At 57.6% G+C, this 15,437-nt stretch carries 13 protein-coding genes and 1 tRNA gene; 7 read left to right on the top strand and 7 right to left on the bottom strand.

Annotated features, from left to right (window positions below; genetic code table 11):
* The first annotated feature begins 91 nt into the window (after window positions 1-91).
* On the top strand, window positions 92-1,027 hold the full coding sequence (locus NW839_RS00815; protein WP_414349671.1) for an alpha/beta fold hydrolase: 936 nt from the start codon (window positions 92-94) through the stop codon (window positions 1,025-1,027).
* Between the two features lie 9 nt (window positions 1,028-1,036).
* On the opposite strand, the gene NW839_RS00810 is transcribed toward NW839_RS00815, so the two are convergent.
* Entirely contained in the window at window positions 1,037-1,573 is a 537-nt protein-coding gene (locus NW839_RS00810) for an HNH endonuclease (RefSeq protein WP_414349708.1), read from the bottom strand.
* A gap of 231 nt (window positions 1,574-1,804) precedes the next feature.
* Between NW839_RS00810 and lnt the strand changes: the two genes are divergently transcribed.
* The gene (gene lnt / locus NW839_RS00805; RefSeq protein WP_414349670.1) at window positions 1,805-3,415 is read left to right on the top strand and encodes an apolipoprotein N-acyltransferase; all 1,611 of its coding nucleotides are present in this window, start codon (window positions 1,805-1,807) and stop codon (window positions 3,413-3,415) included.
* A gap of 66 nt (window positions 3,416-3,481) precedes the next feature.
* Window positions 3,482-3,554, top strand: a tRNA-Thr gene (locus tag NW839_RS00800).
* A 121-nt stretch (window positions 3,555-3,675) separates the two neighbouring features.
* Here the strand turns inward: NW839_RS00800 and NW839_RS00795 are convergent.
* The 6 genes from NW839_RS00795 to sufR all read right to left on the bottom strand — a co-directional run bounded on the left by NW839_RS00795 (window position 3,676) and on the right by sufR (window position 10,931).
* A complete protein-coding gene (locus tag NW839_RS00795) occupies window positions 3,676-5,976 on the bottom strand; it encodes a DUF1796 family putative cysteine peptidase (RefSeq protein WP_414349669.1) in 2,301 nt (766 codons plus the stop codon).
* 309 nt (window positions 5,977-6,285) lie between these two features.
* The gene (locus NW839_RS00790) at window positions 6,286-7,635 is read right to left on the bottom strand and encodes a sensor histidine kinase (protein WP_414349668.1); all 1,350 of its coding nucleotides are present in this window, start codon (window positions 7,633-7,635) and stop codon (window positions 6,286-6,288) included.
* A gap of 33 nt (window positions 7,636-7,668) precedes the next feature.
* Window positions 7,669-8,250 carry a tRNA-(ms[2]io[6]A)-hydroxylase gene (locus NW839_RS00785; RefSeq protein WP_414349667.1) on the bottom strand — a complete coding sequence of 194 codons (582 nt, stop codon included), beginning with the start codon at window positions 8,248-8,250 and terminating at the stop codon, window positions 7,669-7,671.
* A gap of 30 nt (window positions 8,251-8,280) precedes the next feature.
* Window positions 8,281-8,727: a dihydroneopterin aldolase gene (folB, locus tag NW839_RS00780; RefSeq protein ID WP_414349666.1), complete on the bottom strand. Its 447-nt coding sequence runs from the start codon at window positions 8,725-8,727 to the stop codon at window positions 8,281-8,283.
* Window positions 8,728-8,868: 141 nt separating this feature from the next.
* Window positions 8,869-9,939, bottom strand: a complete 1,071-nt coding sequence (locus NW839_RS00775; protein ID WP_414349665.1) for a 3-deoxy-7-phosphoheptulonate synthase — start codon at window positions 9,937-9,939, stop codon at window positions 8,869-8,871.
* Between the two features lie 275 nt (window positions 9,940-10,214).
* Window positions 10,215-10,931 (bottom strand): iron-sulfur cluster biosynthesis transcriptional regulator SufR, encoded by a 717-nt coding sequence (gene sufR, locus NW839_RS00770; protein WP_414349664.1) that lies wholly within the window; start codon window positions 10,929-10,931, stop codon window positions 10,215-10,217.
* A gap of 179 nt (window positions 10,932-11,110) precedes the next feature.
* Between sufR and sufB the strand changes: the two genes are divergently transcribed.
* The 4 genes from sufB to sufD all read left to right on the top strand — a co-directional run bounded on the left by sufB (window position 11,111) and on the right by sufD (window position 15,276).
* Window positions 11,111-12,547 (top strand): Fe-S cluster assembly protein SufB, encoded by a 1,437-nt coding sequence (sufB, locus tag NW839_RS00765; protein ID WP_414349663.1) that lies wholly within the window; start codon window positions 11,111-11,113, stop codon window positions 12,545-12,547.
* A 128-nt stretch (window positions 12,548-12,675) separates the two neighbouring features.
* Window positions 12,676-13,074: a large-conductance mechanosensitive channel protein MscL gene (mscL, locus tag NW839_RS00760; protein ID WP_414344182.1), complete on the top strand. Its 399-nt coding sequence runs from the start codon at window positions 12,676-12,678 to the stop codon at window positions 13,072-13,074.
* Between the two features lie 97 nt (window positions 13,075-13,171).
* Window positions 13,172-13,987, top strand: coding sequence for a Fe-S cluster assembly ATPase SufC (gene sufC, locus NW839_RS00755; protein ID WP_414349662.1), 816 nt, complete (start codon window positions 13,172-13,174; stop codon window positions 13,985-13,987).
* A complete protein-coding gene (sufD, locus tag NW839_RS00750) occupies window positions 13,984-15,276 on the top strand; it encodes a Fe-S cluster assembly protein SufD (RefSeq protein WP_414349661.1) in 1,293 nt (430 codons plus the stop codon). The genes sufC and sufD overlap by 4 nt, the downstream gene beginning before the upstream one ends.
* Window positions 15,277-15,437: the final 161 nt, after the last annotated feature.

Here is a 15,437-nt window from a genome sequence, read left to right as displayed (position 1 = left end):
CCACTGCTCTTACGTTGCCCGTAGAGGGTGGGCTTCCCCCCGGAGTAGCTGCAAAGAACCTAGAATTAAGAAAGGCTTACAAGCAACTCCTATGGCTTCGACATCGGCATCGGCCACTCCCATTTCGGCGCAGTGGATCTGGCGGGGGCAGTCAGTTCATTACGTCAAACAGGGTGAGCAGGGGCAGCCTCTGCTTCTGGTGCACGGCTTTGGAGCCTCCACCGACCACTGGCGCAAGAACATTCCCGAATTGGCTCAACACTACCAGGTGTACGCCATCGATTTGCTGGGTTTCGGTCGCTCCGCCAAGCCCAACTGGGACTACCGCACCGAAATCTGGCGGGATCAGCTGCGGGACTTTTGCCAACAGGTAATCCGTCGGCCTGTGGTGGGGATCGGCAACTCCCTGGGCGGCTATGTGGTGCTCAGTTTTGCGGCGGAGTGGCCGGAGTGGGTGCGGGGCGTGGTGCTTTTGAATGGGGCAGGTGGGTTTTCCACCCTCAAGGGATCCCCGACCGGATGGCGGCAATGGATAGGCGGATTGGTGGGCTGGGGCCTGCGCCAGCGCCTGGTGTCTTACCTGCTGTTTCAGTATTTGCGGCAGCCGCACGTGATCCGAGCCAAGCTGAAGCAGGTTTACTACGACCCGGCAGCCGTGACCGATCAGCTGGTCGAGGCCATCCATCGCCCCACCCAGGATCCGGGGGCTGCCGATGTGTTTGTGGCCTTGATGCGAGGTGGGCAGAAGGGACGGTATGTAGATGAGCTGCTGTGCAGCTTGGTGCGCCCGCTGTTGTTGATCTGGGGAGAACGGGATCCCTGGATGCGGGCTCGGGAACGCTCTAAGCTGTACCGGGCCCACTACCCTCAAGCAGTGGAATACTTCCTGGAGGCTGGCCACTGCCCCCACGATGAGCGCCCCGAAGAGGTCAATGCCCTGATTCACCGGTGGATCGAGACCGGGATCCCAGCCACCACTTCTCCCCCCATTTCCAAAGCTGCCCCTGTATCGGAAGTCCATCCCTAGGCGGCCCGTCTAGCTTGGGATGTCCAACAATTCCTCCTGGGGATCCCCTTCTAGGCCGATGGTGTACTTAGACCATTCTCGATGGGAACCACTGCCGACGGCTTTGGAGATTTCAAAATAAAGAGTGCTGTGGGGACGGCGGGGTTGGCGCAGCAGGGGCATACCGGCTTCGCGGGGGGTGCGGTTCCCTTTTTTCACGTTGCAACGCACACAGGCACTGACCACATTTTCCCAAGTATCCCCGCCGCCACGAGACCGAGGGATCACGTGATCCAGGGTGAGATCTTCGCCGAAGCAGCCGCAGTACTGACAACGATGCCCATCCCGGTAGAGGACGTTGCGGCGCGTAAGCGGGATCTCCTTGTGGGGAACGTGGACATAGTGGCGCAGACGAATGACAGTGGGCAAGGGAATGTTGCCGTACACCACTCGGCCATTGTGCTCGATTTGCTCGGCCTTGCCCTTAAGCAATAGAACGACCGCTCTGCGCCAACTGGTGATGTTGAGCGGCTCGTAGGAGGCATTCAAAACCAAAACCTTGCCCATAGTGCCGCGCACCGCTGACGGGATCCCCAACCCAAGCCGGAAGGCGCCAGCCCCCTGAAGTTATGCAAAATGTTAACACAGCTTTAGATTCAAGCAGTAGGAGTTCTGTGCTCCAGGAGATATTCCCGGCTGCTGCGAGAGCGCTACTCTGGAAAAGACCTGCCGGCAAGGGCGTGTTGATCCTGGGGCATTACGTGGGGTTTCCCGAATAGGCTGAACTTTATTGAGGTGATGAAGCTGGAACTGAAATCTTCAACTCAACGGCAGGATCTGCCCCAAAAGAGAAACCCAGGCGAGGGATCCCGCTGGCTGATGGGTTTGGCCATCCTGCTGCTCTGTCTGGGATCCCCCAACCGCTGGTGGCACTGGTTTCCGGGAGCGCTGCTGGGCTTAGCCCTGCTGTTTGGCCTGTGCGAGCAACGGCAAGGGTGGGCGCGGTGGCGTTTGGCCTATGGCCTCTGGTTTTGGGTTTGCCTGTATGCCTTCTGGGTGGATCCCTTCTCGGTTAAGGTGTTGAGCGCCTGGGAGATCCTGGGGGGCGTGGTGGTGGCTCCCCTGATCCCCCTCTTTTTCACCACTGCTACGCTCCTGAGTTTGCAACTGAGTCGTCCCCTGCCGGTTTGGGCACGTCCGCTGGGTTTGGCCACGGTCTGGACGGGCTTGGATGGGCTGTTGGGCTTGCTCTGGTGGCCCATCCCTTTCCACTGGGGATCCCTGTTGTTCGACTGGCCCCTCGGGATCCAAGTAGCCGATGTTACGGGGATCTGGGGGGTTACCTTCTATGCCGTGTTCGTCAATGGGGTTCTTTGGCAGATGGCCAGGCAGATTTCTAGCCGGTGGCAGACGGCTAGGGGATCCCTGAGAAACGCTTTGGGTGAGATGCTCAAGAACAGAGATTTCTGGAGTACGCTTGCCTGCGGCCTGGGGTTGACGGGGCTGGTCTTGGCTTATGGAAGCGTGCGCCTGGCTTACTTCGATGCCTTGGCCGTCGAAAACAGGGATCCCGGCTTTCGGGTGGGGGCAGTGCAGCAGGTGGCTTGGCTGGAAGCCGATCGCAGTTGGAACTACCGCCTGGAGCGCTACCGGGAGCTGCATCAGCTTTCTGCCCAGGGGGTGGCTGCTGGGGCACAGTTGGTGATTTGGCCGGAGGGGGCGCTGCGGGCACGGCTGCTGAATACCGGCCTGGAACCCTACGTGATCGAGCCAATGCAAGCGATTCTGCCGCCGGAAGGCGCTTTGATTACGGGGGCAACAGAGCCGGATCCCCGCACAGCCCATTTGCCGGAGCCAGAGCAGCGATTTTTTAACACGGCCCTGTTGTTTGACGCCCGGGGCAACTTGCTGGATGGGTTTGGCAAGCAGTGGATCTTTCCCTATTTCGAGTCGGGGCGCTACGTGCCTTCACCCGATGGCTATCGGCCTCTGGACGGAGGGGAGCTTTTCGGGCCTTTGGGGGTGATGATCTGCTTGGAGAGCGTCTTGCCTGCGCCCAGCCGAACTTTAACCCGTCGCGGCGCCGAGTCTTTGATCGTGATTTCGGATGATAGCTGGTTTGGTAATAGCCACTGGCCGATGTTGCATGGCCAGCTCTCGGTTTTTCGGGCTGTGGAAAATCGGCGTAGCGTGGTGTTTGTCAACAACACCGGCGGCAATCTGGTGGTGGATCCCTCAGGTCGGCTCCAGCAGGTTGGCCCCATCTTTCAGCGGGGGGTGATTACGGGAGAAGTGAAGCGGCGTTCTGAGACAACTTTCTACAATCGCGCGGGGGATTGGCTGGCGTGGCTGACGTTGGGGCTATCTTTGGGGCTATGGCGCTGGGGATCCCGAGCAAGGCAAGGATGAGTTAGAATCGATAGGCCCACCGGTGGGTCTGCGGATTCTCCTATCCAGTCCTCACTTCAAAGCCCTGCTGATGTAGCTCAGTTGGTAGAGCAGCTCACTCGTAATGAGCAGGTCGTCGGTTCGAGTCCGATCATCAGCTTTCTGGAGTTGAACACCACAGAGTCCCTTTGGGAGAAGAGTTGGGGGTGGTCGCGGAAGCGGCGCGGAGCGTTTGGGCAGCAGCGATCATTCTTTCGAATTGCAGTGAAACCTTGGAACGGCTACAGTTGTGGAGGGCACCAGAAAAGATTTCGGGTAGAGACCCCCAAAGAATGGAGAATATCTCTCATTACCCCTGTGCAGTACTTCCAATGCTCAGGATCTGCGCACATGCGGTCGGGATTTAACTCCATCTCATAATGGATAACATTGGGGATCCCGGCAAACTCATCAGAAGACTGAGGAGAAACAATCAGCAGCAGAAAAGGCTTGCCCCTGCGCTTAGCCGCCAGCTTATCCATTAAGTCAACAACGGCCTCTCGCCGGCAACCCCCTGTGCGCACAAACAAGACTTTATCGGCTTTTTCCAAAACATACATAAAACGCTTGGCGCGAGCAGCGTAGCGAGTTCGCATTCGCTCATAGATGGGATCCATATTCTGAAGTGGATCCTCCCCCTCTTCCACCTCATGGCCAAAGGAGAGGCCCGTCCACTTGCTGTGGTAAATTCGCCGATCTTCAGGACTGTAGTGCAAATATTGCGGATCCCACATGCCCTGAAACTCGTTGTGGATCATATCGGCCACATCAGCCAAATTGCTGGTGCGTGTCAAATCAAAAGGAAAGGCAGGCCCATCATATTCCAACTTGTAGAGCAGCATTCGCACCGCGCAGCGATCCCCCAACGGTACAATGGCAAAGCGATGAATATCGGATAATTTACAGGTGTATTCCAGCAGCATGACCGATTCGGGAGCAGTCTTTACCCGGCTTTCGAGGCCGCCTTCCCCGATCATCAAGGTGCGGAAGAGAGCTTCCCGGTGGCTCGGATCTTCGTAAACACCCATCGGCATGGCTTTGAGAGCAGCCCGCACTTCCTTCCACATGGGGTGGATGTTGTACTCGTGACTGCTCTGGTTGATCACGCACAGGCGAGGTATGGGATCAGAAGAGCCTTCTGAGGATCCACTGAGCTTGAGAAGGATCAACGATCCATCCTCGAAGATCGTTTCTACTGCTGCTGAGGAAAAGAACTGGGCTACTGGGGAGAAGACAAGATCGGCATCCGCAGGAATGGAGAGGGTTGTTTGCACTGAACCATCTTCTCGTATGGAAAGTGAATATAGGGTCGCATCCCCTATCCTTTCATCGCTTCTGCCAACATACAGACCCGGTTGTAGACGTGCTTTTTGGAAAGCGGCTTGCAAAGGCTGCCAAGTGGGCGTGATGGTATAGGGATAGGGAGTTACATTCACGATGCGAAATTGATTTTTGCCCGTCTCTACGGTTACCCAAAAACCATGCTCCTCTTCAAAAATGACCTGCTCCCCAATGGGTTGAGGGAGCTTGCCACGAGCCGAGCTAACTTGGCCGGGATCCAGAAGAGAGAGATCGATGGCCTCAAACATGACCTGATGACCCTTGGAATTGGGGTGAGCTGGGTCAAAAGCAAGGTCTGGTTTCCAGCGGCCCTGTCCATCTTCCAAATGAGGCAGCCAATTGAACACAGGGCATCCCCAGCTGAGCATTCTTTGCTGAGTTTCTTGCAAAAGAAGATGCTGTTCTGGGCCGTAGTTTGCATGGGGATAAACCCCTCCCAGAACTGGCAAGGCTCCAATGTCTTGAATTCGCTGAATTAGCCGCTGCAGGCCGTTTTCAAACCGCCTCTGCAGGGCGCGGCGATGCTGGGGCAAGGCCGATACCAAGCCTTCATTTCCCAAGGACAGGGCAACAATAACGACATCAGGACGTTCAGGGATCACCGCCTGCTCAAACCGCAACAGAGTTCGGCTGACATTGGCCCCCAATTGGGAGAGATTTCGCACTTGATGGCCATAGCGCTCTTGTAGAGCTTTCTGCAACAGCCAAGCCCAACCTCGCAACAGCCAAGCGCTGCACCCCAGGGCAACGGAGCTGCCCAAAATGACGACTTTTAGCCCTTGCGGATTTTCCGGTTCGACCTCAGGAATGGGATCGGCAAAATAGCCGTAAGGATAGGCAGGGATCCGGCCAAACTCTCCATCCTCAACAATTAAAACTGCCGGCAAAGGTTCCGGTTCAAGGGGCACCCAGCGATTGACATCGGCGGATTCCCAAATCACTTCGCCACCGGCTTGAACGCGCAGATACCGGTACTCTACTCGAGGGATTTCTTTTAAACACCCGCTATAGGGCAACAACGGGCCGGGCGTGCCGTCTGCTGGGCTCAACGGCAACTCTACCCACCACAGCGGATAATGAGCGGGATCCGTCTGCAGCCAAATGCAATGGCAGGGATCCCAGGAGCCCAATTTTGCGCTGGATCCCACCAAGGCAATTCTCTCGCCCGGCTGGGTGATGGCACGAACCTGGAAGCGATACATAACGTTTTCCTGGCACAGGATTCAATGGGAAATTGTGGGGCTGCGCGGGCGGACTGCACTCACTCATCACCCAATCAACAGCTCAGCAGCCGGCTGAGAAGGGCAAGAGCCTGGGAGCTGATCCCATCTCTGCTGTTTTATCCGGGAAAAAGAGAAGTTCTTAAATCTGGAAAGGAAAGATCTCTAGTACCCAAAAATCCAGTTCAACTGGGCCAATACGGTTCTTAATACAGTTCTGAATAAAGACTCAGTCAATCTTGGCTTAAAGCTAGCATATTGACCGAGGGCTGTCTGTTTTCCAGAGCACTTTTAGACTCTCTCTGGGGTACAGGTTTCCAACTGCCGCTGGGGCAAAATAACTTCAAAGCTGGATCCCTGGCCCAGCTTACTCTCCACCTGCACCTGACCTTGATGCTGTTGGGCAATGCTTTTGACGATCGCCAGCCCCAAACCTGACCCCGAGAGGCGACCGGGATCCCCGCTGCGAGCCGGATCTGCTCGATAAAAGCGATCGAACACATGGGGCAGAGCCTGAGGCGGGATCCCTGGCCCGGTATCTTGTACCCGTACCACCAGCTCTGGGGATCCAGAGCGCAGCCGCTGCTCCAGCCTCACCTGCACCTCTCCTTGGGGGGGAGTGTGGAGAAGGGCATTTTCGATCAAGTTGGTAAACAGGCGGGCCAATTGATCTTCATCTCCCCAAAAACCGAAGGGATCCACTTGGGCGGGAGAAGGTTCCGTCCCGCTCTCAGGGGCAGCAATATCCAGCTGCAAGCGGATCTGTTTTTGGTTGGCCAGGCCCTGCAGCTCTTCCACCACCTGCAGCAGCAGAGCATCCAGCGCACAGCAACGGGGTTGGAAAGGCACCATACCGCTGTCGTGGCGGGCCAGAAACAGCAGGTCATCCACCAGACGACCCAGCCGTAAACACAACCGCTCCACCATCTGCCAGCGCTGCCGGGTGTCGGCATCCAATTGGGAATCCGCCAAAGCCACCTGTACCGCGGTTTGAATGCTGGCCAAGGGGCTGCGCAGCTCGTGAGAGGCGTCGGCGGTAAATTGCTTGAGCTGCTGATAAGACTGCCGGATGGGTTGCATGGCCAAACCGGAGAGCATCCAGCCGATGGCTCCCACACCCGTCAAACCGGCCACCACCCACAGGGAAAGATCCCGGATCAACTGTCGCGTTGGCTTGCTCACCTCAAACCAGGGATGGCTGACCCGCAGATAGCCCAGCAGCTTCCCACCGGCCACAATCGGCTCGGTGAACTGGCGCAGCCAATACCCAGGGGCGATACGGGCAGTGTGCAGGGATCCCTCGGTCAATAGGGGGGCAGGGATCCCGCCGGGCACCGTGGACCAGATGAGCGTTCCTTGAGGGCCGAACCACTCCAAGTCGATGTGATCGTCCTCTAGGGTGCTGGGATCATCCCGAAAGCTGGCCTCTAAGCTGCGGCGGGCTTGCTGCGGATCCAAGAGGCTCTCATCCACCACCAAAGACCGCTCGACAATCTCCACCACATGGCCAAGGGTATCGTCCACCCGCTCGATCAGGGTTGACTGCACGTACCAATAGAAGCTGCCGGCAAACAACAGCAGCAACACTGCCGTAACCGTTGTATACCAGAAGGCCAACCACTGCCGCGTCGCTTGAAACATGGGAGCTGCACCGCGGGGGGAAACGGAGTGGGGCTAGCTGTGAACACGGGGTTCGGGGTGAAGGGAAGACAAGATCTCGGCCTCCACCTGGAGTAGAGTATCGAGCCGCTCCTGCACCTGATCGGCGGGAAACTGCTCCAACGCCAAATCCAAGTAAAGCTGCCAATGGCGCTCCTCCGCAGCCGCCAGCCAGAGATAAAACTGCCGCAGCTCTGGGTCGGGCGCGTGGATCCCCAACAGGCCCAAGCGTTCGTGGCTGCGGGCCTCGATAATGGCTGCCACCAGCAAGGTGTCGAGCAGATGCTCCGGCTCGGAGCGGCGCAGGTGTTGGTTCAGACGACCGGCATAGGGCGCAGCCGACAAGGGCTTGATGGGGATCCCCAACCGTTGCAGGTGGCGATGCACCCGCTCAAAATGCTGCAGCTCCTCCCGCGCCAGCGGCGAGAGGGTTTCCACCAAACGCCCATTAGCCGGGTAGCGAAACAGCAAGCTGAGGGCGTTGCCCGCTGCTTTTTTCTCACAATTGGCGTGGTCTAGCAAGACCAGATCGATGTGCCGGGTAGCCTGTTCGATCCAGTCCTCAGAGGTACGAGAAGCAAGTTCTAGAGCAAGCACAGGGTCGGTAGGAAAGGGTTAAGAGAAGTTCTAGGGACGAACAATCTCCACAGTAACCCGCCCCGTCAGCTCCGGGATCGGGGGATGACACTTGGTCAATCGGATCTTAGCTTTGCTGGCCCCTGTCTCCCGCAGCACCATTTCGGCAATCGCCTCCGCCAAGCTCTCGATCAGCACAAACTGATTGCTTTTCACCAATTCCGCAATCCCGGCCACTGCAGAACGGTAGTCGAGGGTGTCGCGCAACTGGCCGCTGAGAGCAGCCGGGCGCAGATCCGCCCACAACTCGAAATCCACCTCAAACCATTGCCCCGAAGCCCGTTCCGCCTCATCAAGGCCGGTATAACCGTAGTAGCGCAGGCCGGAGACGATCAGCCGATCTCGCAACTGCTCGGGGGGTCGCCGAGGGATCCGATCGGGATCTGGATAGGGCTGCTGACTGTTGCTGCTGACACTGGTGGGGATCTGTAGCTCCATCACAACCTCCCAGCTCGACCTGGAGACCCTATCCCGCAGGGCCTGGCGAAACAACGAAACCTTGGCTCGACCCTAGGAGCAGGCTGCCCCTTGTCCCCATTTCCTTTTTGATTCTTTAACAAACTCCGGGATCCCCATCCCTCAATGGCTGAGGGCCAACGCTCTCCCCTCTACGGTCGCTGCCATCTCCCACAACAGATCTTCCGTCTCTTCCCAGCCGATGCAGCCATCGGTGATGGAAACCCCGTACTGGAGCGGCGCCCCTTCCTGCCAGGTTTGCTTGCCCGGGTAGAGGTTGCTCTCCAGCATCAGCCCCATCAGAGCCCGCTGCCCCGCCTGGTACTGCTGTAGCACCGCTCGACAGACGGATCCCTGGTTGCGGTAATTTTTGTGGGAGTTGTCATGGGAGCAGTCCACCATCACCGAGCGAGGGATCCCTTGATCCTTCATCAGCAGTGCCGCCCGCGCCACATCTTCCGGGCCGTAGTTGGTCTTGCCCCCTCCCCCCCGCAACACAATGTGTCGATCCGGGTTGCCGGTGGTTTTTACCAAAGCCGTCATGCCATCTTGGCCAATGCCCAGGAAACTGTGGGGATGGCTGGCGGAGAGAATGGCATTGAGCGCAATTTCCAGCCGCCCGTCGGTGCCGTTTTTGAAGCCCACAGGCATGGAGAGGCCGCTGGCCATTTCCCGGTGAGTTTGGCTTTCGATGGTTCTGGCGCCAATGGCCGCCCAGCTCACCAGATCTGCCGTGTATTGAGGGGTCACCGGATCCAGCATCTCGGTGGCACAGGCCAGGCCCAGCTCGTTGATCTGCAGGAGAATGGAACGGGCCAGTTGCAGGCCGGTGCCAATGTCGCAGGAGCCATCCAGGTGGGGATCGTTGATCAGGCCCTTCCAGCCCACCGTGGTGCGGGGTTTCTCAAAATACGTGCGCATAACGATCACCAGGTGCTCCCGAGTTTGGTCGGCCACCCGCTTGAGGCGATGGGCATACTCCAGAGCCGCTGCGGGATCGTGGATGGAACAGGGGCCGACGATCACCACCAAGCGATGGAGATCCCGTCCGTGGATGATGTCGCGGATGGCTTGCCGAGTGGAGAGCACCACCTGGGCTGCCGTTTCCGTAAGGGGCAGCTTGGCCTTGACAGCAGCAGGGGCAATCAAGGGAGTCACCTCTTGGATATTGCAATTGTCGGTTTGAGGGGGCATGGAACTGTCCTCAGCGTGCAAGTGGGTAGATGGGGTCGTCGAGCCATCAAAAAAGCCCTGGCGCTGGGCTCAGGGCTTCAGGACTGACTCGGGTAAACTGTAGGTCTTTGTTTACGCGCCACCCTTCTGCCCTGGTCGTTGCCAGGGAAAGCTAAAGTAGCCAAAAAAGGAAGCGCGCCAGACCATGCGGAGAGCAAACTTAAAACCTGTACGAGATAACTATACCCGAAAAAACCCTGTTTGCCATCTCAGGGATCCGGTTTCCTGAGGAAGTCTTAAGTCGACCGAGCCGCTGGCTTGGCAATCCAGTAGCCGCAGGGGTGTTCTCCCTGCACCTGCCAGGTGATGCGCTCTACCCGGCAATCGGGCAAGGCGGCAGCAAACATCTCCAGTTCGTGGCCGCAGACGCTGGGAAAGGTGTGGGCAATCTGAGCAATGGCGCAATTGTGCTCAACCAACACATACTGCTCGACGTAAGGCTCGGATCCCTCTGCTGCCAGCGGCACAGTCAGGTCGGCAGGATAGGGGTAGTACTCCGCCATGTAACCCTCCGCCTGGCGCAACTGCACCAAGCGCTCCAGCCGCTCCCGCAGGGATCCGGATCCCAGTTGGGCCTGATACTCCCGGGCTTTGCGCTGCCACTGGTGGTGGAGAAGGGATCCCATCTGTTCGGATCCCAGGGTTTCGGCCAGGGTGTTGAGCAGGCCAAGGGCAAACTCGTCGTAGCTGGCGGGGAACTGCTCTTCTCCCAAGGGGCTGAGCTGATAGAGATGCTGGGGTCGCCCTAGACCATTGGGTTGAGCGACATGTTGGATCAACCCCTCTGCCTCCAGATCCTTGAGGTGGCGGCGGATGGCCTGGGGAGAAATGCGCAGGTGCTCTGCCAGCGTTTGGGCGTTGGCCTGCCCCGCCTTGCGCAGGTAGACCAAGATGGCCTGCTTACTCGAAGCGGGTTGAGCGACCTGCCCGGTGATCTTGCGCGTGCTGTCCACCCTCGCCCTCCTGGTTAGACTGGGTTAATCGGCTGCCGCTGCCAGCACAGCTCTCTGCTATTTTGACAACGGGATCATTGCTAAAGTAACCTGAGGATCAGTTAAACAACAACTCTGTTGTTTTATTTGGCCATCTGTCTTAGTCGCGTTTCTACCCTGTCACTACCCGAGAGCCATCCATGTCTACGAGCGTCCGCGCCCTGGTCAACCAGCCCTACAAGTACGGCTTTGTAACCGACATCCCCTCTGAGTCGATTGGCAAAGGCTTGAACGAAGAGGTGATTCGGCAGATCTGGGCCAAGAAAGGGGAGCCGGACTTTATGCTAGAGTTCCGGCTGCGGGCCTACCGCCAGTGGCTGAAGATGAGCGAGCCCACCTGGCCCAACGTCAGCTACCCGCCCATTGACTACCAAAACATTGTCTACTACTCGGCCCCCAAGGTGCAGCCCAAGAAAAAGAGCCTGGACGAAGTGGATCCGGTGCTGCTGGAGACCTTCGAGAAATTGGGGATCCCCTTGTCTGAACAGAAGCGGCTGGCCAATGTGGCGGTGGATGCCATCTTCGACAGCGTTTCGGTAGCCACCACCTTCCGGGAAAAGCTGGCCAAGGAAGGCGTGATCTTCTGCTCCATGTCGGAGGCACTGCGGGAGTATCCGGAGCTGGTGCGCAAGTACTTGGGCAGTGTGGTTCCCATTGCTGATAACTACTACGCGGCGCTGAACTCGGCAGTGTTCAGTGATGGATCCTTTGTCTATGTGCCCAAAGGGGTGCGCTGTCCCATGGAGCTTTCCACCTATTTCCGCATCAACAACGGCGAATCGGGCCAGTTTGAGCGCACCCTGATCATTGCCGACGAGGGATCCTACGTCAGCTACTTGGAAGGGTGTACTGCCCCCATGTTCGACACCAACCAACTGCATGCGGCGGTGGTGGAGCTGATCGCCCTAGACAATGCCGAAATTAAATACTCCACGGTGCAGAACTGGTATGCCGGCGATGAAAACGGCAAAGGGGGCATTTACAACTTTGTAACCAAGCGCGGCCTGTGTCAGGGGGCCAACTCCAAAATCTCTTGGACGCAAGTGGAGACCGGCTCGGCCATCACTTGGAAATATCCTAGCTGCGTGTTGGTGGGGGAAAACTCGGTGGGCGAGTTTTACTCGGTTGCCCTAACCAACAACTACCAGCAGGCCGATACCGGCACCAAGATGATTCACGTGGGCCGCAACACCCGCAGCAAAATCATTTCCAAGGGCATCTCGGCGGGACACTCCAAAAACAGCTACCGCGGTCTGGTCAAAATCGGGCCGAAAGCAGAAGGGGCCCGCAATTTTTCCCAGTGCGATTCCATGTTGATCGGGGATCAGTGCAGCGCCAACACCTTCCCCTATATTGAGGTGCAAAACAACACCGCCAAAGTGGAGCACGAAGCTTCCACCTCTAAGATTGGAGAAGAGCAATTGTTCTACTTCCAGTCCCGCGGCATCTCTGCGGAAGATGCTGTGTCCATGATCATCAGCGGCTTCTGCCGAGAAGTGTTCAACCAACTGCCGATGGAGTTTGCCGTAGAAGCCGATCGATTGCTGAGCCTGAAGTTAGAGGGATCCGTCGGCTAGGGGATTGTTCCCGACGTGAAGCTAAGCAGCTGGGGAGAGGCTACTGACATCAGTGGGATTTCAGGAGAGGGGTGACTCCCAAGGCAGAGAGGTTTTGAACTATAAAGGCTAGGCAGGAGAAGTTCCCTATGCGGGCATTTCTGGAGGAGTTCAAAAACTTTATTAGCCGGGGCAATGCCTTAGATTTGGCTGTTGGCGTTGTTATTGGAGGTGCTTTTGGGAAGATTGTGACTTCTTTTGTAGCAGATCTGTTTACTCCAGTTTTAGGCTTGATGATTGGTGGAGTGAGCTTCCAGAACTTGGTCTGGAAAATCGGTGGAAGTCCTGAAGACCCAGTTACGATTAACTACGGTAGCTTTCTGCAAGCTGTGTTTGATTTTGTGATTATCGCTTTTGCCATCTTCTTACTGGTGAAGGCGATCAACACCCTACAGCGAAAGGAGGAAGAATCTCCTCCCACATTGCCCCCACCAGAAGTGGTTTTGCTGACAGAGATCCGGGATATCCTCAATCGCCACTCCCAATAGAGCTATAGGGGATCCTTAGGCCCAAAATCCAAACCTGGTTTAGGGATCCCTTAACTTTTCAGCTCCTGCCCTTCGGTGTCAACCCTAGAGTCTAGCCATGATCCGTGAAAACAGCCCTGTCATCTTATCCGTTCGAGATCTCAGCGCCGAGATCGACGGCACCCCCATTCTCAAGGGGTTGAGCCTGGAAATTCGCGCCGGAGAAATCCACGCCATCATGGGCCCCAATGGTTCTGGAAAAAGCACTTTTTCCAAGATCTTGGCTGGCCACCCCGACTACCGGGTGACAGGAGGCGAGATCCTCTATCTGGGCAAGAATCTTCTGGAAATGGAACCGGAGGAGCGGGCTTGGGCAGGGATCTTCTTGGCGTTTCAATACCCCATCGAGGTTCCGGGGGTGAGCAACTTGGATTTCCTGCGCGCCGCCTACAACGCTCGCCAGAAATATCGGGATCAGCCGGAACTGGATGCTCTGGATTTTGACGACCTGGTACGGGAAAAGTTGGATATTGTCAAAATGGATCCCGTTTTTTTGGAGCGCTCTGTGAACGAGGGCTTTTCCGGCGGCGAGAAAAAGCGCAACGAGATCCTGCAAATGGCGGTGTTGGAGCCCACGCTGGCCATTTTGGACGAGACGGATTCCGGTCTGGATATCGACGCGCTGCGCATTGTGGCCCACGGCATCAACCGACTGGCCGGCTCTGAGAATGCCATGCTCTTGATCACCCACTACCAACGCTTGCTGGACTATGTTACCCCCGACTACGTGCATGTGATGGAGGGGGGTCGTATCGTCATCAGTGGGGACAAGACCTTGGCGCTGGAGCTGGAGGAACGGGGCTACGACTGGATCAAAACTCAGTCGGGTCAAGAACCGGCAGCTGCGACATCTCGGCAGGAGAAAGAGGGATGAGCGCCACCTTGCCCAAACCTTTTGCCCCAGAGAGCCGCCTATTCCTGGAGCACATCCTCGGCCAAATCCCGGAAAGGCAGGATCCCTACACCACCCTTAGGCAGCAGGCCCGCGCCCAATTGGCCGAACTGGGGATCCCGACCCCACGGGAAGAGGATTGGAAATACAGCGATCTCTCGCCACTGCTGGCCCACGAGTTTCGCCTGGCTGCCGCGGGGGATCCGTCTCTGGATGCAGCAACCCTAGAACCTTGGCTTTGGCCGGAAGCCAGCTATAGCCGCGCCGTGTTCGTCAACGGCTACTTTGCCCCCCAGCTTTCTGATTTGAGCGGCCTGCCCACCGCTTTGCAGGTGATCCCTTTAGCCCAAGCCCCAGGGGAGTTGCTGCAAACCCTGGCCAAGACGGATGTGTTTACGGCCCTCAACACCGCTCATCTGGGAGATGGGATCCAGATTGGCCTACAGCCCGGCCAGGAAGTTCCGTCACCGCTGCACCTGCTGTTCATAACGGTGGCTCCTGAGGGAGAGGCCGTTTTGGCCCAGCCCCGCTGCCTGCTGTCTTTGCAAGCCCACAGCTCCCTCACGCTGATCGAAGATCATGTATCCCTGGGATCCGGGATCCCCTTTGGCAACGCGGTTACGGAGATCGCCCTGGCAGAGGGATCTCGTTTGCACCATTTGATTTTGCAAAGGCAGGGATCCCCAGCCTTCCACATCAACCAGACCGCCGTGCGCCAAAGCCGCAACAGCCACTACCGCCTCCAGGCGATTCAGTGGGGATCCCAGTTTTCTCGCCACAACCTGGAGATCACCCAAGCCGGAGCCCAGGCCCACACCCAACTGCAGGGGCTAACGCTGCTGAAGGGATCCCAGCACAGCGACACCCACTCCCGCTTGGTGCATCAGGCCCCCCACGGCAGCAGCCGCCAATTGCACAAGTGCATTGTGGACGAGACGGCCCATGCGGTCTTCAGCGGACGGATTCTGGTGAGCCGAGAGGCCCAACTGACGGACGCCGCCCAGACCAACCGCAACCTGCTCCTAGGCCCCAAAGCCCGGGTCGACACCCAGCCGCAACTGGAGATCTTTGCCGATAACGTCAAATGCGCCCATGGGGCCACCGTCAGCCAACTGGAGGCGGAAGAGATCTTTTATCTGCAAAGCCGGGGTATTCCCCAAGCTGAGGCCAGGCAACTCCTCACCTGCGCTTTTGCAGCAGAAGCCCTGGAAGGGATCCCTTTGGCTCAACTTCCCGCCCTGGTGGCCCGCCGGTTGGCTGGGATCCCGTGAATCCAATCAATTCCAATAACAATAATAATAAGTTGTTGCTCCCCCATTACCCTCAAGAGTGACCAGACTTGGGCGTAATGGATAGGCAGCAGTAAACTACCCGGCTCCGACCGCTAAGCGGTACGGAGCGGGCTTTCAGTAGCCCTGAGCCTGTTCTGCTC

The organism is Synechococcus sp. R5-15 (genome assembly GCF_047462035.1).
In the GTDB taxonomy this organism is placed as follows: Bacteria; Cyanobacteriota; Cyanobacteriia; order Thermostichales; family Thermostichaceae; genus Thermostichus.
This window is presented reverse-complemented; position numbering and strand designations above follow the sequence as displayed.